Origin of the sequence: Streptomyces sp. RPA4-2 (assembly GCF_012273515.2) — a bacterium.
In the GTDB taxonomy this organism is placed as follows: Bacteria; Actinomycetota; Actinomycetes; order Streptomycetales; family Streptomycetaceae; genus Streptomyces; species Streptomyces kaempferi.
On record NZ_CP050975.2, the window covers coordinates 6,673,394 to 6,694,033 of the forward strand.

The 20,640-nt window shown below is 71.3% G+C and carries 15 protein-coding genes; 12 read left to right on the forward strand and 3 right to left on the reverse strand.

Annotation, left to right across the window (positions count from 1 at the left end):
- Positions 1-51: 51 nt before the first annotated feature.
- Positions 52-735, forward strand: a complete 684-nt coding sequence (locus HEP85_RS29260) for a histidine phosphatase family protein (RefSeq protein WP_153288193.1) — start codon at positions 52-54, stop codon at positions 733-735.
- The gene (locus tag HEP85_RS29265) at positions 725-1,630 is read left to right on the forward strand and encodes an ADP-ribosylglycohydrolase family protein (protein WP_168530559.1); all 906 of its coding nucleotides are present in this window, start codon (positions 725-727) and stop codon (positions 1,628-1,630) included. Before HEP85_RS29260 ends, HEP85_RS29265 begins: the two co-directional genes overlap by 11 nt.
- Before the next feature lie 283 nt (positions 1,631-1,913).
- Here the strand turns inward: HEP85_RS29265 and HEP85_RS29270 are convergent, their stop codons facing one another.
- Complete coding sequence (locus tag HEP85_RS29270) at positions 1,914-3,461, reverse strand: MFS transporter (RefSeq protein ID WP_168530560.1); 1,548 nt, start codon at positions 3,459-3,461, stop codon at positions 1,914-1,916.
- A gap of 238 nt (positions 3,462-3,699) precedes the next feature.
- Here HEP85_RS29270 and HEP85_RS29275 point away from each other — a divergent pair, with 238 nt between their 5' ends.
- The 3 genes from HEP85_RS29275 (at position 3,700) to HEP85_RS29285 (ending at position 5,799) form a co-directional block, all read left to right on the forward strand.
- Complete coding sequence (locus HEP85_RS29275; RefSeq protein WP_168530561.1) at positions 3,700-4,323, forward strand: TetR/AcrR family transcriptional regulator; 624 nt, start codon at positions 3,700-3,702, stop codon at positions 4,321-4,323.
- Between the two features lie 82 nt (positions 4,324-4,405).
- Entirely contained in the window at positions 4,406-5,107 is a 702-nt protein-coding gene (locus HEP85_RS29280) for a ribonuclease HII (protein ID WP_168530562.1), read from the forward strand.
- A 68-nt stretch (positions 5,108-5,175) separates the two neighbouring features.
- The gene (locus tag HEP85_RS29285; protein ID WP_168530563.1) at positions 5,176-5,799 is read left to right on the forward strand and encodes a hypothetical protein; all 624 of its coding nucleotides are present in this window, start codon (positions 5,176-5,178) and stop codon (positions 5,797-5,799) included.
- Positions 5,800-6,658: 859 nt separating this feature from the next.
- Here the strand turns inward: HEP85_RS29285 and HEP85_RS29290 are convergent.
- Together HEP85_RS29290 and HEP85_RS29295 are read right to left on the reverse strand one after the other, a co-directional pair.
- Complete coding sequence (locus tag HEP85_RS29290; RefSeq protein WP_168530564.1) at positions 6,659-7,294, reverse strand: hypothetical protein; 636 nt, start codon at positions 7,292-7,294, stop codon at positions 6,659-6,661.
- A gap of 223 nt (positions 7,295-7,517) precedes the next feature.
- Positions 7,518-9,698 carry a RecQ family ATP-dependent DNA helicase gene (locus tag HEP85_RS29295; RefSeq protein ID WP_168530565.1) on the reverse strand — a complete coding sequence of 727 codons (2,181 nt, stop codon included), beginning with the start codon at positions 9,696-9,698 and terminating at the stop codon, positions 7,518-7,520.
- Between the two features lie 133 nt (positions 9,699-9,831).
- On the opposite strand from HEP85_RS29295, the gene HEP85_RS29300 reads away from it, so the two are divergent.
- From HEP85_RS29300 to HEP85_RS29330, 7 genes are all read left to right on the forward strand, one after another.
- Positions 9,832-11,472, forward strand: a complete 1,641-nt coding sequence (locus HEP85_RS29300; protein ID WP_369657890.1) for a DUF4192 domain-containing protein — start codon at positions 9,832-9,834, stop codon at positions 11,470-11,472.
- 499 nt (positions 11,473-11,971) lie between these two features.
- Positions 11,972-13,903: a glycogen debranching N-terminal domain-containing protein gene (locus tag HEP85_RS29305; RefSeq protein ID WP_369657891.1), complete on the forward strand. Its 1,932-nt coding sequence runs from the start codon at positions 11,972-11,974 to the stop codon at positions 13,901-13,903.
- A gap of 131 nt (positions 13,904-14,034) precedes the next feature.
- Entirely contained in the window at positions 14,035-14,793 is a 759-nt protein-coding gene (locus tag HEP85_RS29310; protein ID WP_168530566.1) for an NUDIX domain-containing protein, read from the forward strand.
- A gap of 109 nt (positions 14,794-14,902) precedes the next feature.
- A complete protein-coding gene (locus tag HEP85_RS29315) occupies positions 14,903-16,663 on the forward strand; it encodes an ATP-binding cassette domain-containing protein (protein WP_168530567.1) in 1,761 nt (586 codons plus the stop codon).
- Between the two features lie 162 nt (positions 16,664-16,825).
- On the forward strand, positions 16,826-17,713 hold the full coding sequence (locus HEP85_RS29320; RefSeq protein ID WP_168530568.1) for a FadR/GntR family transcriptional regulator: 888 nt from the start codon (positions 16,826-16,828) through the stop codon (positions 17,711-17,713).
- A gap of 429 nt (positions 17,714-18,142) precedes the next feature.
- The gene (locus HEP85_RS29325; protein ID WP_168530569.1) at positions 18,143-19,678 is read left to right on the forward strand and encodes an RNA polymerase sigma factor; all 1,536 of its coding nucleotides are present in this window, start codon (positions 18,143-18,145) and stop codon (positions 19,676-19,678) included.
- Between the two features lie 132 nt (positions 19,679-19,810).
- A complete protein-coding gene (locus tag HEP85_RS29330) occupies positions 19,811-20,629 on the forward strand; it encodes a serine protease (RefSeq protein ID WP_168530570.1) in 819 nt (272 codons plus the stop codon).
- The last annotated feature ends 11 nt before the right edge of the window (positions 20,630-20,640 follow it).

The window sequence follows — 20,640 nt, forward strand, 5'->3', positions numbered from 1 at the left end:
TGGAGCCCGTACGAGTGCTCGATCGGCCATCACCCGAATTAGGGTCTTGGCATGGTAAGACCACGGCGCATCGTCCTTGTCCGGCACGGCGAGTCAGCGGGCAACGCAGATGACACCGTGTACGAACGCGAACCCGACCACGCTCTCGCACTCACCGAGAAGGGGTGGCAGCAGGCCGAGGAGACCGGAAAGCGGTTGCGGGAGGTGCTGGGACGCGAGCGCGTCAGCGTGTACGTCTCCCCGTACCGGCGTACGCACGAGACGCTCCGTGCCTTTCACCTCGACCCCGAGCTCATGCGGGTTCGCGAGGAACCCCGGCTGCGCGAGCAGGACTGGGGCAACTGGCAGGACCGCGACGACGTACGTCTTCAGAAGACGTACCGGGACGCCTACGGGCACTTCTTCTACCGCTTCGCCCAGGGTGAGTCCGGCGCCGACGTGTACGACCGGGTCGGCGGCTTCCTGGAGAGCCTGTACCGCAGCTTCGAGGCACCCGACCATCCGCCGAACGTGCTCCTGGTGACCCACGGTCTGGCCATGCGCCTGTTCTGCATGCGCTGGTTCCACTGGACGGTCGCCGAGTTCGAGGCGCTGTCGAATCCGGGGAACGCGGAGATGCGGATGCTCGTCCTCGGTGACGACGACAAGTACACACTCGACCGCCCGTTCGAGCGCTGGCGTGATCCGGAGCCGTACGGGGTCAGCGGGATAGAGTGGCAGGGCGATGACCGCTGACACCTCTCCCGACGCACGCATGGGCCGCGCCCTGGCCAGCCTGCGTGGACTCGCGGTGGGGGACGCGCTGGGCTCACAGTTCTTCGTGCCCGCGCACTACCCGCTGCTCAAGCGCCGCGATCTTCCGCCCGGCCCCTGGCAGTGGACGGACGACACCGAGATGGCCTCCTCCGTGGTGGCCGTCCTGGGCCGGCACCGCCGCATCGACCAGGACGAGCTGGCCCGCTCCTTCGCCGAGCACCACGACTTCGACCGCGGTTACGGCCCCGCGGTCAACCGGCTGCTGCGACAGGTCCGGGAAGGCGGCGACTGGCGACAGCTGGCCTCCGCCCTCTTCAAGGGGCAGGGCTCGTGGGGCAACGGCGCGGCGATGCGGATCGCCCCCCTGGGGGCCTGGTACGCGGACGACCCCGAGCAGGCGGTCCACCAGGCGGAGATCTCGGCCTACCCCACCCACCAGCACCGTGAGGCCGTCGTGGGCGCCATGGCCGTCGCCGCGGCCGCCGCCCTCGCGGCCGACCCGGCGGGGCCGCCGAGCCCCGCGGAGCTCCTCGACGGCGTCATCGCGCTGGTGCCGCGCAGCGCCGTGGGCGCGGGGCTGCGCAGGGCCCGGGACATGCTCGACTACGGGGACACCGCGACGGTCGCGGCCGTACTGGGATGCGGGCGGCGCACGACGGCGCACGACACGGTGCCGTTCGCGCTCTGGTCGGCGGCACGGACCCTCGGGGACTACGAAGCGGCCTTCTGGGCGACGGCCCAGGTGGGCGGCGACATGGACACGACCTGTGCCATCGTCGGCGGAGTGGTCGCCTCCGGAAAGGCGGGGGCCCCACCGGGGGAGTGGGTGACGCGGACGGAGAGCCTGCCGCGGTGGATGGCTGTCGCGGCGTAGGCGGGGTGTCGCTGAGGTGCGATGTCCGCCGCGCCCGTGGAAGGTGATGCGAGCGGTCCAGCGGCCTCCTGGGTCCGTCCATGGGCCCCCTAGGTCCGTGCAGGGGCCCCTTGGGTCCGTCCTTGGGCCCCTTGAAGCGGTGAACCGTCCCGTCCGCGAGGCGCGGCCGGGACGGTGTGCCGTTCGCGACGCGCGACGGCGCGGTGCCGCGCGCTGCGGAAGGCCGGACCGTGGACCGTACCGGTCTTCCCCGGGCCGGGCCCGGCCTCCGCAGCTCTCCTCGTCAGGCTCCGGCCGGTCCCGCCGTGCCGGCCAGGGCTTCCAGGTCGCTCTTGCGGACACGGATCACCACGGAAGCGGTGATCAGGGCCAGTACGGCCATCGCGACGGCCGGTACGAAAGCGGTCGAGATGCCGTGGGCGAGCACGTCATGGCCCCAGGGCGCGGGCAGTTGGTGCGTCTTGGCGAACTCCGCCTTCTGCTCCGGCGAGGAGCCGGTCAGGAACTTCGGCACCTGCTTCTTCGCCTCGTCCCGGCTCGCGGTGCCGAAGACCGTGGTCAGGATGGAGAGCCCGAGCGAACCACCCACCTGCTGCGTGACGTTGAGAAGTCCGGACGCCGCGCCCGCCTCGTGCTGGGCGACACCGGAGACCGCGGTGACGGTCAGGGTCACGAAGTTCAGTCCCATACCGAAGGCGAAGAGCAGCATCGGACCGAGAATCCCGCCGACATAGGTGCTGTCGGGGCTCATGAACGTCAGCCAGCCGAGCCCGACCGCCACGAGCGCGGAACCGCCCATCATGAAGGGCTTGGGCCCCAGTACGGGAAGGAACCGCTGCGACAGGGCCGCGCCGATACCGATCGCCGCCGTCACCGGGAGGAAGGCGAGGCCCGCCTGGATCGGGGTGTAGCCCAGGACGTTCTGCACGAACAGCACGATGAAGAAGAACATCCCGAACATCGCCGCCGCCAGGCTCAGCATGATCACGTACGTGCCGGAGCGGTTGCGGTCGGCGAACATCTTCAGCGGGGTGATCGGCTCCTTCGCCCGGGTCTCGGTGAAGGCGAAGGCCAGCAGCAGGAGCAGTGCCGCGACGAACGACCCGATGGTGAGACCGTCCCGCCAGCCCTCCGCCGCGGAGCGGATGAAGCCGTACACGAGGGTGGCCATACCGGCCGTCGAGGTCAGCGCGCCCGTGATGTCGAAGCGTCCGGGATGGCGCTCGGACTCGTTTATGTACATCGGCGCGAGCACCGCGATCAGCACACCGATGGGCACGTTGACGAAGAGCACCCAGCGCCAGTCGAGCCACTCGGTGAGCATGCCGCCCGCGAGGAGCCCGATCGCGCCACCGCCCGCGGAGACCCCGGCGAAGACGGCGAAGGCCCTGTTGCGTTCCGGGCCTTCGGGGAAGGTCGTGGTGATGAGCGCCAGCGCGGTGGGCGACGCGATCGCGCCACCCACGCCCTGGAGGGCGCGCGCGGCCAGCAACTGCCAGGGTTCCTGGGCGAGTCCGCCGAGCAGCGAGGCGAGGGTGAAGAGCAGGATGCCGGTCATGAAGACCCGGCGACGACCGAGGATGTCGCCTGCCCTGCCACCGAGCAGCAGCAGGCCACCGAAGGTGAGGGTGTACGCGCTGACCACCCAGGTCAGGTCGGTTGTGCTGAACTTGAGCGCGTCTTGAATGTGCGGGAGGGCGATGTTCACAATCGTCGCGTCGAGTACCACCATGAGTTGGCAGGCCGCGATGACGGCGAGCGCGAGGCCGGGATGTCCTTCCCGACGGGCCGCTCCTGGCTTCGAATCCTGAATCAACTGAGAGGTTGTCACTATGGGTCCCCCACAAGTGCGTTAGTGAACGCTCGCGTTCACTGTCGCGTCAACGGTAGTGAGTCCCCGACAGTGAACGCAAGCGTTCACTGAAGTCGCTGCCGCGTGACGTCACTCGGCTGCTCGCACCGGCACCGAGCTCACCGACCGCGCCCGGCCGCTGGCGGCCCTCCCCCAGGGGGTTTCGCCTCAGGCCTCACCCCAGTCCCCCGCCTCCTCGCACAACGGAGACACTCAGATGGTTACTTCGCGTTGGACGGCCGCCCCCGCTCAGGCGGCCTCCCTGCGCCGACGCGGTGCTGTGCTCGAACGCGCGATCCTCGATGCCGCACTGGAGCAGCTCAGTACGGTCGGCTGGAGCGGCCTCACCATGGAGGGTGTCGCCGCGCGGGCCCAGACCGGAAAGGCGGCGGTCTACCGCCGCTGGCCCTCCAAGGAGGACCTTGTCGCGGACGCGCTGAAGGCCGGGTTGCCGAGTCTGGCCGACGCCCCCGACCTGGGGAGTGTCCGGGAGGACCTGCTGGAGCTGTGCCGGCTGGTGCGGGAGGCGATGTACTCGCAACCCGGATTCGCACTCCGATCGGTACTTCACGAATGCGACGTTGCGCAGGCCGAGCGCTTCCACAGCGTGATTCTCGGCGGGGTCATCGAGCCGACGACGCACCTGCTGCAAGACATCGTCCGCCGGGGAATCGAGCGGGGAGAAGTGCGTCCGGACGCCGCGAACCCCTACGTCTTCGACGCCATTCCGGCGATGATGATGTACCGCTCCAAGGTGTGCGCGAGCGAATGGGGCGAGCGGGATCTGGAGGAGATGATCGACCAGCTGATGGTTCCGCTGCTACGGCGCGACGGTGCCTGAACCGGGTCGGAGGCGGGGCCCTGGCCGCCGCGGGAAACCCTGGTGTCGCGAGGGGCTCCGGGCGGCGTAGGCTGAGGTCGCCATGCCGTACGAACCACCCACCCACACTGTCGAGCGCTCCCTCCGCGCCACGACCGGAGCGAAGACCATCGCCGGTGTCGACGAGGTGGGCCGCGGTGCATGGGCCGGCCCGGTCACCGTCTGTGCCGCGGTCACGGGTCTGCGCCGTCCCCCCGAAGGTCTCACCGACTCCAAGCTCCTCACCGTCAAGCGGCGAACCGCCTTGGCCGTGGAGTTGGAGAAGTGGGTGACGTCGTACGCCCTGGGGCATTCCTCTCCTGAGGAGATCGACGAACTGGGGATGACGGCGGCCCTGCGCCTCGCGGCGGTGCGGGCCCTGGAGGCCTTGCCCGTCCGGCCCGACGCGGTCATCCTCGATGGGAAGCACGACTACCTCGGGTCGCCGTGGCGGGTCCGCACGGTGATCAAGGGTGACCAGTCCTGCGTGGCCGTCGCGGCGGCCTCGGTGATCGCCAAGGTTCAGCGCGACAAAATGATGGCCGAACTGGGTGTCGACCATGCAGACTTCGCCTTTGCGGCCAACGCCGGGTATCCGTCTCCCGTGCACAAGGCCGCACTGGCGGAGCGGGGCCCCACCCCGTACCACCGGCTGACATGGGCGTATCTTGATGCGCTGCCCCAGTGGCGGCACCTCAAGAAGGTCCGCAGCTGGGCGGACGGAAGCGGTCCGGAGATCGAGGGTCAGCTCGGCTTCGATTTCTGACGGTTCCGCTCGCACTCATGTGCCACCCGCCGACGCGAGTCGCATCGGCGTTTGATAAAAATCAGCTCATGCCTCTCATTCCCGAGGAGCCTCAGATTCACGAGAGTGCCCAGGGTCCCCGCGCGACTCCGGCCAGTGGCCGTACCGCGCCGACCCCTCGTCCCGTACCCGGTCCCCGTCCCGTGGCTCCGCCGCGTCCCGGACGTCCGGGACCTGTCAGGCCGATGCCGGCCCAACGCACCCCGCGCGAGCCGGTCGTGGCCGCGCCGGGGTCGTCCGTCCCGGCGGCCGCACCCGCTGCCGCCACCCCGAAGATCCAGCTGATCCCGGCCTCGGCCGAGGGTGCGCTGGACGCCGCCGAAGAAGCGGTCGATCTGCTGTTGGAGTCGGGCCGTGCCCCCGGTGAGGTGCTGGTGATCACCACCGGCCAACCGCACCCGTGGGCCGCGCACGAGCTCTCCTTCGGCGAGACCGCCTACTGGGCGCAGCTCGACGCGGGCGACGACGTGTTCTACGCCGATGCCTCCGTCGTGGGCCGGGCCAAGTCCCGTCCCGTCGTCGTGGTCGCCGTCAACGGCGGTTCCGACACTGTCGCCACCGCTCTGCCCCTGGCCCTCGGCCGGGCCGGCACCCTGCTGATCGTCTGCGGTGACCCGCAGCAGATCAACTCGGTTCTGGGCGCCGGAGTCTGAACGAGTCCCGGACGCCGTCCGAGGCCGTCCGGGACTCGCTCGGAGCCGCCGCCCCGTGGTGAGTCGGCGTGGTGACGTACGCGAGGTGATCGTTTCGGCGTGCCCGCGGATCACTGTGTGCGCCGCGGTCGTGCCGCGACCGCGGTGACGGCTCCTCGGACACCTTTCGTCGTGGTTCCGCAGGTCGCTGCGGGCGGCGGGGCGTGGGCCGTGGTCCCGGGGCCGTGTCCTGCGCGGGGTTCCCGAGCGGGAGTGCCCGACTCGTCGGTTCCCAGGTTCGGGTGCCGGTGCCGGTGCCGGTGCCGGTGCCGGTGCCGGGTGCCGGGTGCGCCGGGAGTGGGTTCGGGCGTCGGGTCCGGGTGTGGGTTCGGCTGTCGAGTGCGGGGTGTCGGCTACGGAGCGCTCACTGGCGTACGCCGTATTCGTACGGCTCCGAAGACCGGCGCAGGCCCGTGGAGCGCCTCGTCGACGGGGTGCCCCGTGCGTGCCGGTGCCGCTGCTGTGTCGACGGGTGGCGGATGGCGGATGGCGGGCTGAGGTCCACCGAAGCGAGTCCGCGCGCGGGGTCGCCGTAGGTGACTGCTCGCGGAGGCGGCCTGTCTGTCGCGGGCCTGTGGTTGGTGGACCCTCCGGTATCAGGTGCGGCTGATCGACAACGCCGCGGTCGACGATCGACGATGTTGTGGTCGGCGGACGAACCGTCGGCGGGCCCGCCCGCTCCCAGGCGGCCGTCTGGACGTCCCGAGCCGCTCCGAACTGGCCGATTCATGTATCGCCGAGGCGGTCCGCGCTGGCCGATCGACCTACCCGCCGCCGGTGGTGGCGTGGCCGAGGACCAGCGTGGAACGAGGCCTTGCAATCAGCGGGCGGCCGCCCGCCGCAACACCTCCGAGGCGACGCCTCCGGTGCGCGGCAGCGGTGGCGGTGCTTCGGACATCGCGAAGGACTCCGGTGGTGAGTCCGCGTTCGGACGACGTCCACCCCGGCCCTCGCCGAGAACCTGCCAGCCGTCGTGCGTCAGCGTGATGTACGCCCCGCAGCGCAGCCCGTGCAAGGTGCACGCGTCACGCAGCCCCCACATCCACGCCCCGTCCTCCTGTGTCCAACGCGCGTCGCCCTCGCGGCAGTAGAGCAGGACCGCCGTACGAACCGGGGTGCGCCGCCGCAGGTCGTGCGGGATGACCCGGCGCAGCTGCGCGAGCAGGGCGTTGCGGAACATCCAGCCGTCGGCCGGAGTCGGCCGCCGGATGAACGAGGCGCTCGCGCTCAGCCGCTCGTCCGCGTCGAGGACGGCCACGATCGCTGTCGCCGGTCTGGGCCGGTGCCGAGCGTGCAGACCACTGACGACCTCACGGGGATTGCGCAGAAGCGGAATGCCCGCGGCTGCCCATTCGGCGGGTTCGAGCATGCGGGTCAGTGGGTTGGCGGAAGCGGCGGACAGATCGGCAGACGTCGACATGGATGCCGCCGAGGACGGAGCGAATCCGAAGGTCACGATCCTCCCTTCGGCTACGCGCCCACACTGCGGGCGGGGTCGGACTTGGGGGAGCGCACGTCGCGGCAGAGCCCTACCGGACCACGGGCGAGCCGTGCGGGGAGCGGACTTCAATTCTTCCTGTCGAACTTGGTTGCGGCAACGAGCAATTGGGGCCACCGACCGAATTCTTGCTATACGCCGTTTATATCCTTGCCCACTGTTCTTGATGACGACACGTGGTTCACGCCTGTACGGCCAGGACCAGCGGCAACACTCCCTGTGCCCCGGACCGGCGGAGCAGTCGCGCGGCCACCGCGAGCGTCCATCCGGTCTCCGTCGCGTCGTCCACGAGCAGCACCGGGCCGGCCGCCGCTCTCAGTGCCTCGGCCAGTGAGGGAGGCACCGACAGTGCGCCGTCGAGAGCCTTCAGACGCTGGGCGCTGTTGCTCCGCGAGAGCTGCGAGGCCTCGCCGACATACTCCACGGACCCCAGCAGCGGCAGTCGGCCGATCTCCGCGATCCGTGCGCCCAGCGACTGGATCAGTTGCGGACGCGTGCGTGAGGCCATGGTGACGACGCCCACGGGTCGTGGCTGCGCGTCGGGCCGTCCCGATGCCCAGCCGCCCGGCCCCTTCGCCCAGTCGGTCAGCACACCGACCACGGCCTTCGCCACATCGTCCGGCACGGGTCCGTCGGAGGCCTGGCGGGCGAGCAGGGGGCGCAGGCGGTTGCCCCAGCCGATGTCCGAGAGCCGTCCCAGGGCACGCCCCGCCGCGGCCTGTTCGCCGGCCGGGATACGGCCCTTCAGATCGACGCCGACCGCCGGCAGGCCCGTCGGCCACATCTTGCGCGGCTCGACGTCGACCCCCGCGCGGCTCAGCTCGCCGGTCGCGGCGTCGAGTGCCGACGAGGAGACGGAAGCCTCGAACCGGGCTCCCGCACAGGTGTCGCAGCGTCCGCACGGCGCGGCCCGCTCGTCGTCCAGCTGCCGCCGCAGGAACTCCATCCGGCAGCCGGTCGTCGAGACGTAGTCGCGCATCGCCTGCTGCTCTGTGGCCCGCTGTTTGGCCACCCACGCGTAGCGCTCGCTGTCGTACGTCCAGGGAACGCCGGTGGAGATCCAGCCGCCCTGGACGCGTCGTACCGCTCCGTCCACGTCGAGCACCTTGAGCATCGTCTCCAGACGGGACCGGCGCAGCTCCACCAGGGGTTCGAGGGCGGGCAGCGAGAGCGGCCTGTCGGCGCGTGCCAGGACGTCCAGGGTGCGGCGCACCTGCTCTTCCGGAGGGAAGGCGATCGACGCGAAGTACTGCCAGATCGCCTGGTCCTCCTTCCCCGGCAGCAGGAGTACTTCGGCGTGCTTCACGCCGCGGCCCGCACGTCCCACCTGCTGGTAGTACGCGATGGGAGAAGACGGGGAGCCCAGGTGCACCACGAATCCCAGGTCGGGCTTGTCGAAACCCATGCCCAGAGCCGACGTGGCGACCAGGGCCTTGACCCGGTTGGCGAGCAGGTCCTCCTCGGCCTGCTGGCGGTCCGCGTTCTCCGTTTTCCCGGTGTACGACGCCACCGTGTGGCCGGCCTGGCGGAGGAAAGCGGTGACCTCCTCGGCCGCGGCCACGGTGAGCGTGTAGATGATGCCGGAACCCGGCAGGTCGTCCAGGCGTTCGCCGAGCCAGGCCATCCGGTGGGCCGCGTCCGGCAACTGCAGCACGCCGAGACTCAGGCTCTCCCGGTCCAGCGGTCCGCGCAGGACGAGCGCGTCCGTGCTCGCACCGGTGCCCAGTTGCTCGGCCACATCCGCGGTCACGCGCGCGTTGGCCGTCGCCGTGGTGGCCAGGACCGGGACGCCGGGCGGGAGATCGGCGAGCATCGTGCGCAGTCTGCGGTAGTCCGGCCGGAAGTCGTGCCCCCAGTCGGAGATGCAGTGGGCCTCGTCGACCACGAGCAGGCCGGTCGCCGCCGCCAGCTTGGGCAGCACCTGATCGCGGAAGTCCGGATTGTTGAGCCGCTCGGGACTCACCAGGAGTACGTCGACCTCGCTCGCGGCCACCTCGGCCTGGATGGTCTCCCACTCCTCCGTGTTGGACGAGTTGATGCTGCGCGCGCGGATGCCGGCACGGGCCGCCGCCTCCACCTGGTTGCGCATCAGGGCGAGGAGCGGGGAGACGATGACGGTGGGCCCGGCACCCCGCTCGCGCAGCAGCGCGGTCGCGACGAAGTACACCGCCGACTTGCCCCAGCCGGTGCGCTGCACGACCAGCGCTCTGCGCTTGTCGGCCACCAGGGCCTCGATGGCGCGCCACTGGTCCTCGCGCAACCGGGCCTCGCCCGCCGGGGCGCCGACGAGGCGGGCGAGTACGGCATCGGCCGCGATGCGCAGGTCTTCGCCGGACGTGGGTCGCGGGTCTTCGTTGCTCATGGCCCCATGCAACCCGATGAGTCGGACATCGCGCGAATGAGGCCACCGCGTTGTGGACAACTTGTGTCGTGCCCATGGTCATGGTTATCCACAGGTCGAAGCGGGATTTCGTGATCCGCGGGATGGTCACGGCATGACGAATCACAGCGAATCGGCCGGTGCGTCCGGCGACAGTGACATCAGCGGGCGCGGTGGGCACGGGGGAGAAGACGTGCACGGCGGACGCGATGACGGCGGTGCGCGCGGAGGACATGACGAGTGCGGGGCCCGCGGCACGCGCAGCGGACAGTGGAAGAAGAGGCCAGGGCACGACGGACGCGATCTGCCCGGCGGGCACCAGGTCACCCTGCGGACACCGGCCGAGCTGGCGGACGCCCTGCCGTACCTGCTCGGGTACCGGCCGGAGGACAGCATCGTGCTCGCCGCCCTGCACGACGGGGAGAGGCGGGGCCGCTTCGGCGGGCGGGCGCGGCTCGGCATCCCGGCCCAGGCGGACGACTGGCCGTCCGTGGCCGAGCAGCTGGCGCACGGGCTGGTGAAGGGGAGTGAGCGCAGAGGCGCCCGGCCGGGGAGCATGGTCGCGTACCTCTGCCAGGAGCCCGGGAGCGGCGAGTCGGGCCGGGACGTCATGGAGCGCCTGCGCCCGCTCGCCCAGTTGCTGCGGACGGCCTGCGGCCGCCTGGACGTGCCGGTGATCGAGGCCCTCTGCATCTCCGACGGCCGCTTCTGGTCGTACTGCTGCCCAGGTCAGGGATGCTGCCCATCCGACGGAGAGGCGATGGGACTGCCCGGCACCTCCGTCCTCGCCGCCGCGGCGACCTACGCGGGCCTCCAGGTACGCGGAACTCTCCGAGAGCTCACGGCTCGCCTCATCCCTTGGGAGCGCGGGGCCGCCGTGGATCAGGAGGTGGCGCTCGACGCGGCGAACAGGGCTCTGATCCCCAGGATCCTGGACGACGAGAGCCGCGCGGCCCTGTCCGAGGAGACACTCGGACAGGCGCGACGGCTCCTGAAGCGGTTCGCGGACGCTCCGCCCGTCTCCGGTGTCCGTCCGGCCGACCTCCGCGACGACGGACTCCTGGAAGTCGAGGAGGCCGCCACCTTGATCCTCGGCCTTCAGGACCGTACGACCCGTGACCGCGCCGCCGCGTGGATGGAGGGCGACGAGGCCGGCCCGGCCCTGCGCCTCTGGCGAGCGCTGGCTCGCCGCTGCGTCGGCTCCTACGGCGAGCACGCCGCGGCTCCTCTCGCCCTCGCCGGATGGGTCGCCTGGTCGAGCGGTGACGAACTGGAGGCTCGAGAGGCCCTGGCCATGGCGCTGGGCGCCGATCCCGACTACCTCTTCGCGCGCCTTCTGCATCAGGCCTGCAACGAGGGACTGGACCCCGAGTCGATCCGCCGTTGCCTTCGCGCGGAACGCACCGGCCGGCCGGGGGCGGACGCGGCACGGACGTCGGGAGCCGACCGCGCGGCACCGCTCGGAGCCGAGGAGCCGCCACCGGCCCCAGGAGCATCGACTCCTGCCCGATCGTCCGACGTCACGGCGCAGCCCGCCGGGGCGGCTGGCCGTCGTCGGCGCAGGGCGCGACCGGCGGGGAGCGGCGGGACGCGTGTGAGCCGCCGCTCTCCCGGGGCGCGCGGTCTCCCCGTGCTCCGGCCCGCCGAGGACACCTCGCCCACCGGGGAAGAACCGGGGCGTGCGTTCGGGCGGACGACCGATCGGGCGAGGGCTCGCCGCGAGGGTGGTCGCCAGGATGCGGGGGAGGCGACATGAGCAGTCGCTTCCCCCGAGTACCTGGAGGCAGCAAGGCACGCGTACTCGTGTTCACCCGGCGAATCCCCGGCGTGTCCCGTCGGCCCGTCGGCCTTCCCGTCACGGATGGCCGTGCGTCCCGCCGCCATTCGGTCGGCTTCCGGCATCGAGGGCGTGACCCGGAGTAGGGCCGTTCCGTTCACCTGTGTGGCGGTACCCGCGGCCGGGCCGCGCCGCCGAACGCCCCCGACCCTCCGGAGTCCCCGACCCGGCGCCGAACGCGCCCGCAGCGCACCGAGCGCGGAGGAAGCCGCATGCCCATGCCCAACCCGCCCTCCGAATCCGACGGCGACGTCCCGCCGTCGCGCGACCCCGCGCGACACCTCAACCGCCGAGGCGGTTCGGCACCCCGTTCGCAGGAGTGGAGACCGCATTGAGCCCTTTCGCGGCGACGGCGGGTGGTCCCACGGCCCGCCCGGCGCCGGTTCCCTTTCCGCGCCGGTCCACGGACCTGCCTCCCGTGCACACATCGCTCATCTGTGTCGCCCTGCCGGGACTGGCGATCTCCACGGAACAGGGACAGCTGACCGGTCGCGGACTGGACGGGTTCTACCGCGCGGGCCGGCGGATGCTGTCCCGCTGTCAGGTAAAGGTGGCGGGGCGCGAACCGCTCCCCGTACAGGCCCGGATGATCGGCGCCGACCGGGCCCGCTTCGTGGGGACGGTGCGCGCGTCCACCGACTCGGGCCCCGATCCGGACGTGATCGTGGAACGGACCAGGAGCGCGGACGGCACGGAGCGGGTCGTCCTGCACAGCGCTGCCTCCCGCACGCTGCGCCTCTCGCTGGAGGTCGCCCTCGGCACGGACCTCGCGGAACTCGGTTCGGTCGCCTCGGGCCGAGCGGGGCCCGAACTGCCCGCCACCGTCAACGACTCGGGCCTCCGGTGGACCAGCACCACGGGAAACTCCACCGTCACCGCCGACCCGCCACCCGCCGACGCCCTGGCCTCCGCGGGACTGCTCCGCTGGGAGCTGGAACTGCCGCCCGGCGGCACGCGCACCGTGGAGCTGCGGGTACGGCCCGACGGTGCGGGGCCCCACAGAGCCGTGGGGCGGGTCGCGACGAGCCCGCTGGCCCAGCCACTGGCAGTGGGTGACGACCCCAGGATCCAGGCGCTCCTGCACACCGGCGTGGAGGATCTCCGGGCCCTGCTGTTGCGCGACCCCGCGCATCCGTCGGACCCGCACCTCGCGGCCGGCGCGCCGTGGCGCTGCGGCCTGGCACCGGCCGACGCGCTCGCCGCGGCCCGGATGACACTGCCGCTCGGCACCCGCCTCGCCGCGGGCACCCTGCGGACTCTCGCCCGGACCCAGATCGCGGGCCAGGGAGCGCGATCCGGCCTGATCCCCGGGCCGCTCCGGGACGCGGGTCCCTATCTGCCGCCGGGATGCACGGCAACCGAAGCGACCCTGCTTTTCCCCGTGCTCCTCGCCGAGGCTCGGCGCTGGGGGCTGGCGGAGCAGGCGACGGAGGAACTGCTGCCCGCCGCCGAGCGGTGCCTCGCCTGGTTGCGGACCACCGTGGGCGACGGCACCTACCTGCCCGACCCGCAACCCGACGGGCCGTACCGCTGCGAGACGCAGGCCCACGCCCATCGGGCGGCCGTGCTGGGTGCCGACCTGCTCGACGAGACAGGCCGGCCCGGTGCCGCGGGACTGCGGCAGTGGGCGCAGGACCTGCGGGCGGCGTTCCACGAGGACTTCTGGGTCGAGGACAGGGGCGAGGAAAGACCCGCGGCCGCCCGCGCCCCGGACGGGCGGCCGGTGTCGCCGCTCGGCGCGGGCACCGTCCACCTCCTCGACACGGGACTGCTCGGCTCCGGGGCCCTGGCCCCCGGCCTGCTGGACAAGACGCGGACCGAGCAGTTCGCGCGGGCGCTCGCGGGCCCCGCCATGGACTCGGGCTGGGGATTGCGCAGCCTCGGCGCCAAGGAAGCGGCGTACAACCCCTTCGGCCACCGCAGCGGCGCCGTACGGGTGCACGAGACCGCCGTCGCCGTCGCCGGGCTGATCGCGGCCGGCTACGAGAAGGAGGCGAACGCACTGTTGCAGGGACTGCTGGCGGCCGCCGAGACGTTCGGACACCGGCTGCCCGAGATGTACGCGGGCGAGCAGCGCACCCAGGGAGGCGCGCCGGTGCCGCATCCCACGGCCTGCCGGCCCGCGGCCACGGCGGCGGCCGCCGTGGTGCTGCTCGTCACCGCCCTCGCGGGTATCCGCCCCGACGCCCCGGCGGGCACGGTGACACTGCGTCCGGCCGGCAGCGCACCGCTCGGTGAGATCGGGCTGACGGGACTGCGGATCGCGGGCGGACCCTTCTCCGTGCGCGTCAGCAGGCTCGGCCTCGCCATGGTCGAGGAGGCCGCCGACGGGCTGCAGTTGGGAGTGTGACCACGCGGTGGGCCCCTTCGGACCGTGGTCCGCGGCGTCCGCCGGAACCTGTCGCGAACGGAAGTGGATCACGGTCGGACGTGGTCGGCGAAGGACGTGTTTATCGTCAAGGAGACGACTATGATCGCGGCATGCCCTACGACCCGTCTGCCTTTCCGCCCTTTGCCGTGACCGTGGACCTGGTCGTGCTGACCGTGCGCCGCCATGCCCTGTGCGCGCTGGCGGTACGCAGGGGCGAGCAGCCGTTCCAGGGCCGGTGGGCGCTCCCGGGCGGATTCGTACGGGCCGACGAGAATCTGGCGCAGGCGGCGGCGCGCGAGCTGGCCGAGGAGACCGGGCTGCGTGCCCACGACCCGTCCGTGCCGGCGCAGGACAACGGCGCGCACCTCGAGCAGCTGGCGACATACGGCGACCCCGAACGCGACCCGCGCATGAGGGTCGTCAGCGTGGCCCATCTCGCGCTCGCCCCCGACCTGCCCGCGCCCAGGGCCGGAGGTGACGCCAGGAGCGCGCGCTGGGCGCCGGTGGAGGAACTGCTCCAGCAGGGCGGTTACGGCCGCGACGGCGAGCAGGCGGCGCCACTCGCCTTCGACCACGCGACGATCCTCGGGGACGGCGTGGAACGCGCCCGGTCCAAGATCGAGTACTCGTCGTTGGCCACCGCCTTCTGTCCGACCGAATTCACCGTCGGCGAGCTGCGCCGTGTCTACGAAGCGGTGTGGGGCGTCGCGCTCGATCCACGCAACTTTCACCGCAAGGTGACGGGGACACCGGGCTTCCTCGTGCCCACGGGGGGTACGACCACGCGCCAGGGAGGCCGCCCCGCCCAGCTGTTCCGCGCGGGCGGCGCCACCCTGCTCAATCCGCCGATGCTGCGCCCCGAAGTCTGACGATCGGACCGGCTCCAGGGTAGGAAGGTCACGCGACAGAGGGACGGCCTGGCAGAGACCGGCCGCCCGGTGCCCGAAAAAACGTAAATGTCGCGCTATCTTGCTGTGAGTGATCCAGGCCATCGGACTGACCAGCAACCCCCGCAGGGAGCTTCCGCCCGCCGTCGACGACGTGTCCTTCGAGGCGCGCGCGGGCCACGTCACAGCCCTCCTCGGAGCTTCGGGTGCGGGAAAGACAACGACGCTGAAACTCATGCTCGAACTCCGGCAGGGCCGAGGAATCACCTACTTCCGAGGCCGGCCGCTGCACCGGATCGCCCATCCGTCGCACGAGGTCGGCGTACTTCTCGGCGATGTGCCCGGCCATCCCGCGCGCACCGTCCACGGACAGCTCCGCATGCTGTGCGCCGCGGCCGGGGTTCCGGTACGGCGCGCCGACGAGGTCCTCGAAGTGGCCGGTCTCGTCAGCCTGCGCGACGAGCGCCTGAGCTCTCTCTCGCGCGGTCTGGACCGCCGCCTGGGCCTTGCCTGCGCCCTGCTGGCCGACCCGCACACCCTCGTCCTCGACGACCCCGCCGCCGGACTCTCCGCCCGTGAAGGCCGCTGGATGCACGGGATCCTGCGTGCGCACGCGACCCAGGGCGGCACCGTCCTGTTCAGTACGGGCGACGCCAAGGAAGCCGCTCGGGTGGCCGACCGCGTCATCACGTTGCGGGAGGGCCGCCTCGCCGCCGACCAGGAGGCCGCGGACTTCGCCCGCACCCGGCTGCGCCCCCGGGTGGCCGTCCGCAGCCCGCACGCCGACCGTCTCGGCGCCCTGGTCGCCAAGGAGGCCCGGACCGGCCAGCGCTCCGTCGAGGTCGTGCGCGAGGACGGCAACCGGCTCTCGGTGTACGGCAGCACCTGCGCCGACGTCGGCGAGACCGCCTTCCGGCACGGCATCCTCGTCCACCAACTCGCCGACGAGATCGGCGACATGGGAACTCCGCCCGACCCGTCCGCCCACGGTGACGCGCTCGGCAGTGACGATTCTTCCCGGGTCGGGACACCGGCCACGGAGGGGCGGCCCGCGCTCCCGCCCCCCATCGCCGTACGCCAGGCACCGAGCCCCCTGCGTCCGCTGCGCTACGAACTGCGCCGCACCGCCGGTGTCGGCACCGGCTACCGCACCTCCGCCGCCGTGCTGGTCGTCTCCGTCCTCCTGTCCGTGTTCCTCGCCAGAATCGGTCACACCCCCACCGCGCGGCTGCTGGTCGCCTGGCCGCGCGAAAGCCCTTTGCCGCCCGCGGCGCTCGGCGCGGGACTGCTCGGCGCGATCGCCTTCGGCGAGGAATTCCGCTACCCCGCCCTGGCCGCGGACCGCGGAACCGTCCCCCGCCGGCTGGGACTGCTGGCGGCCAAACTCCTCGTCTCCTCGGGCACCGCGCTCATGCTGGCCTTTCTCACCGTGGGCTGCGACCTCGAAATCCTCTATCTCGTGTACGGGCGGGAACTCACCGCAATTCCCGGCGATTGGCTTTCCCTGGGTGCGAGTTGGACCGGCCTGGTGGTCGGCTGCGCCTGGGCCGGGGTGCTGGCGGCGGGTCTCTTCCGGTCCACCACCGCCGGGCTCGCGGCCGTTCTCGCCGTTCCGGTCGTCGTCGTCCCGCTCGTACAAAAGGCCTTGTCGGGGCCATCCGTGCGGACGGCGGCCGGGTTCCCGGAGCGGCTGCGCGAGCTCACGCTGGTGCAGTGGCCGTTCGGGGGAGCGCGCTATCTGGCGGCCATGGCGCGGTTGGTCGCCCAACCGGTCGGCGGCGCGCTGACGTTGTCGCTGACCGCACTGCTCTGCGCATATTTGCTCACGACCCTGCGGAGCCGTGTTCGATGACGACCGTCCGCGTCCTTCCGTTTCCGCCCTGCCCACAACTCCTTGGAGAACGCCCATTTCTTTCCGATAAGGCGTCAATTGCGACGGGGTGAGCGATCACCCTTTCGTGTGCTTTTCACCAAAGACCTCAAGGGAGTTGGAGACAGCGCCGACAAATGATCCGTGAGTACCCTTGCGCACACCATGATGACCGCCGCCCGCTCCACAGACTCCGGCCTGGCCGGCCCGGGCGAACTCGACCGCTACCCCTATAGCGACTCCCCCGGTACCGAACGCCTCGGTGTCCCCGCGTGGGAGAACAGCGACCAGGAGCTCGGCCGCGTGGGCCGACGCTCCACGGGCAACCGCGGACGCGGACTCCACGGGCAACTCGTTCAACAGCTGGGCCAGATGATCGTCTCCGGCGACCTCGGCGCGGACCGTCCGCTCGTCCCCGAGGAGATCGGACAGAGGTTCGAAGTCTCGCGGACCGTCGTCCGTGAATCGCTCCGCGTCCTCGAGGCGAAGGGCCTGGTCAGCGCCCGGCCCAACGTCGGTACGCGGGTGCGCCCCGTCAGTGACTGGAACCTTCTCGACCCGGACATCATCGAATGGCGTGCCTTCGGTCCGCAGCGTGACGATCAGCGACGCGAGCTGAGCGAGCTGCGCTGGACGATCGAACCGCTCGCCGCCCGCCTCGCCGCCGGGCACGGCCGGGAGGAGGTGCAGCAGCGCCTCGGCGACATGGTCGAGATCATGGGCCACGCCTTGGCGCAGGGTGACTCGCTCACGTTCTCGCGGGCCGACTCGGAGTTCCATTCGATGCTCATCCAGGTCGCGGGCAACCGCATGCTGGAGCACCTTTCCGGGATCGTGTCGGCCGCGCTCCAGGTCTCCGGTGGTCCCGTCACCGGCTGTGAGCGGCCGACCGAGGCCTCTTTGGTGCACCACGGCCGCATCGTCGACGCGCTGGCCGCGGCGGACGGCACGGCGGCCGAGACCGCCATGCGCCAGTTGCTCACGGTCCACCCCGAGGTGGAGCGCGTGGTGCCCGCGCCGCGCGAGCACTGACCGCGCTCCGAGGGCGGCGCGGTCGGGGGCATGTGTCCTCGTGTGGCATCGCTCGGCCGGTGAACCATCTTTCGCCGGACCCCTTCGGATCCTCCCGGATCCGGCGGGGTCCGGTGATGTGATGAGGTGATGCACCCGTCGGTTTGAGGTGATGAGTCCATCAGCTGACCTTCTCTGACCGTATCTGGCCGCTTTTGGGCTCTTACGGGGTGTGACTCGGGCCACGCAGATTGGGCGTAACGCTCTTCGGAACTGCGCGATGACCTAAGAGGTGACAGCCGAGGAAGGAATACGGACGCCGTTCACGGCGCTGTGAATCTTCCCGGCCCCCGCCCGCGCCGTCGACCCATCCCCAAGTCGGCGGTCGTCGGTCCCTGTCCGTACCGGACGGGGCCGGAAGCCGTTTTCCAACGTTCCGAGAGGTTGTTCGTGTCGGCCAGCACATCCCGTACGCTCCCGCCGGAGATCGCCGAGTCCGTCTCTGTCATGGCGCTCATCGAGCGGGGAAAGGCTGAGGGGCAGATCGCCGGCGATGACGTGCGTCGGGCCTTCGAAGCTGACCAGATTCCGGCCACTCAGTGGAAGAACGTACTGCGCAGCCTCAACCAGATCCTCGAGGAAGAGGGTGTGACGCTGATGGTCAGTGCCGCGGAGCCCAAGCGCACCCGAAAGAGCGTCGCAGCGAAGAGTCCGGCCAAGCGCACCGCCACCAAGACGGTCGCGGCGAAGACGGTGACCACCAAGAAGGCCACCGCCACCGCAGCTCCGGCCGCCCCTGCCGCCCACGATCCGGCCGAGGACGCGTCCGACGGCCGGGTCGCCGCGAAGAAGACGGTCGCCAAGAAGGCCGTCGCGAAGAAGACGGTCGCCAAGAAGACGGCGGCCAAGAAGACCACCGCCAAGAAGGACGACGTCGAGTTGGTCGACGACGAGGCGGTCGAGGAGACCCCGGGCAAGCCCGGTGCCGAGGAGCCCGCCGAGGACGGCGCCCAGGGCTTCGTGCTGTCCGACGAGGACGAGGACGACGCGCCGGCGCAGCAGGTCGCCGCCGCCGGTGCCACCGCGGACCCGGTCAAGGACTACCTGAAGCAGATCGGCAAGGTCCCCCTGCTCAACGCCGAGCAGGAGGTGGAGCTGGCCAAGCGCATCGAGGCGGGCCTCTTCGCCGAGGACAAGCTGGCCAACGCCGACAAGCTCGCGCCGAAGCTCAAGCGCGAGCTGGAGATCATCGCGGAGGACGGCCGTCGGGCGAAGAACCACCTCCTGGAGGCCAACCTCCGTCTGGTGGTCTCCCTGGCCAAGCGCTACACCGGCCGCGGCATGCTCTTCCTGGACCTCATCCAGGAGGGCAACCTCGGTCTGATCCGCGCGGTGGAGAAGTTCGACTACACCAAGGGCTACAAGTTCTCCACGTACGCCACCTGGTGGATCCGTCAGGCGATCACCCGTGCCATGGCCGACCAGGCCCGCACCATCCGTATCCCGGTGCACATGGTCGAGGTCATCAACAAGCTCGCGCGCGTGCAGCGCCAGATGCTCCAGGACCTGGGCCGCGAGCCCACCCCGGAGGAGCTGGCCAAGGAACTCGACATGACCCCGGAGAAGGTCATCGAGGTCCAGAAGTACGGCCGCGAGCCCATCTCGCTGCACACCCCCCTGGGTGAGGACGGCGACAGCGAGTTCGGTGACCTCATCGAGGACTCCGAGGCCGTCGTCCCGGCCGACGCGGTCAGCTTCACGCTCCTCCAGGAGCAGCTGCACTCCGTGCTCGACACCCTCTCCGAGCGCGAGGCGGGCGTCGTCTCGATGCGTTTCGGTCTCACCGACGGTCAGCCGAAGACCCTCGACGAGATCGGCAAGGTGTACGGCGTCACGCGCGAGCGGATCCGTCAGATCGAGTCCAAGACGATGTCGAAGCTGCGCCACCCGTCGCGTTCGCAGGTGCTGCGCGACTACCTCGACTAGGTCTCGGCCGTACGTCACCGAGGGCCCGACTCCCGCTGGGGAGCCGGGCCCTCGGTCTGTGCGCGGAGTGCGCGTCGTCACGCAGTGGATCACTCTGGGTGTTCCAAGACCATCCCAGAGTGAGGAGCGCGCATGCGCCGCCCCCTTGTCGCCTCGCTGGCCCTTGCGGCCGCCGCGGCCGTGATACCGCTGGCGTCCCCCGCCCCGGCCGCGACCGGTGGCGTCATCATCGGAGGTCAACCCGTCGATATCGCCCAGAGCCCGTGGACCGTGGCGCTGTCGAGTCGTGACCGGTTCGGGGGAACGCGGGCCGGACAGTTCTGCGGCGGTGTGGTGATCGGCCCGACGCTCGTACTGACCGCGGCCCACTGCATGGGGTCGGTCGTGCTCGGAGGGCCACCTCAGCGAGTCCGCGACCTGAAGGTCATCGCGGGCCGGGGGGACCTGATGTCCGCCAAGGGTGAGGAGATCCGGGTCAGCAAGACGTGGGTCAACCCGGGCTACGACGCCGCCGCGAACGCCGGGGACTTCGCGGTGCTCACGCTCGCCTCCCCGCTGCCCCAGAGCTCGGTCATCAGGATGGCGGCCTCCGGGGACGCCGCCTACGCGCCCGGTACGGAAGCCGCGGTCTACGGCTGGGGCGACACGTCGGGCGGCGGCGACTACGCGCTCACCCTGCGGTCCGTGGGCGTGAATGTGCTGTCCGACGCGGTCTGCGAGAGAGCCTATCCGGGAAACGCGGACGGCACCTACAGGGCCGCCTCCATGCTGTGCGCCGGCGAGATCGAGGGCGGGCGGGACGCCTGCCAGGGTGACAGCGGAGGGCCGCTGGTCACTCGGGGCCGGCTGATCGGTCTCGTGTCGTGGGGCAGCGGCTGCGGGACCCCGGGGAGCCCCGGGGTCTATACGCGCGTCTCAGACGTCGTCAGGGCGCTCGGCTCGCGCCGCTGAGGGCCGCGCGG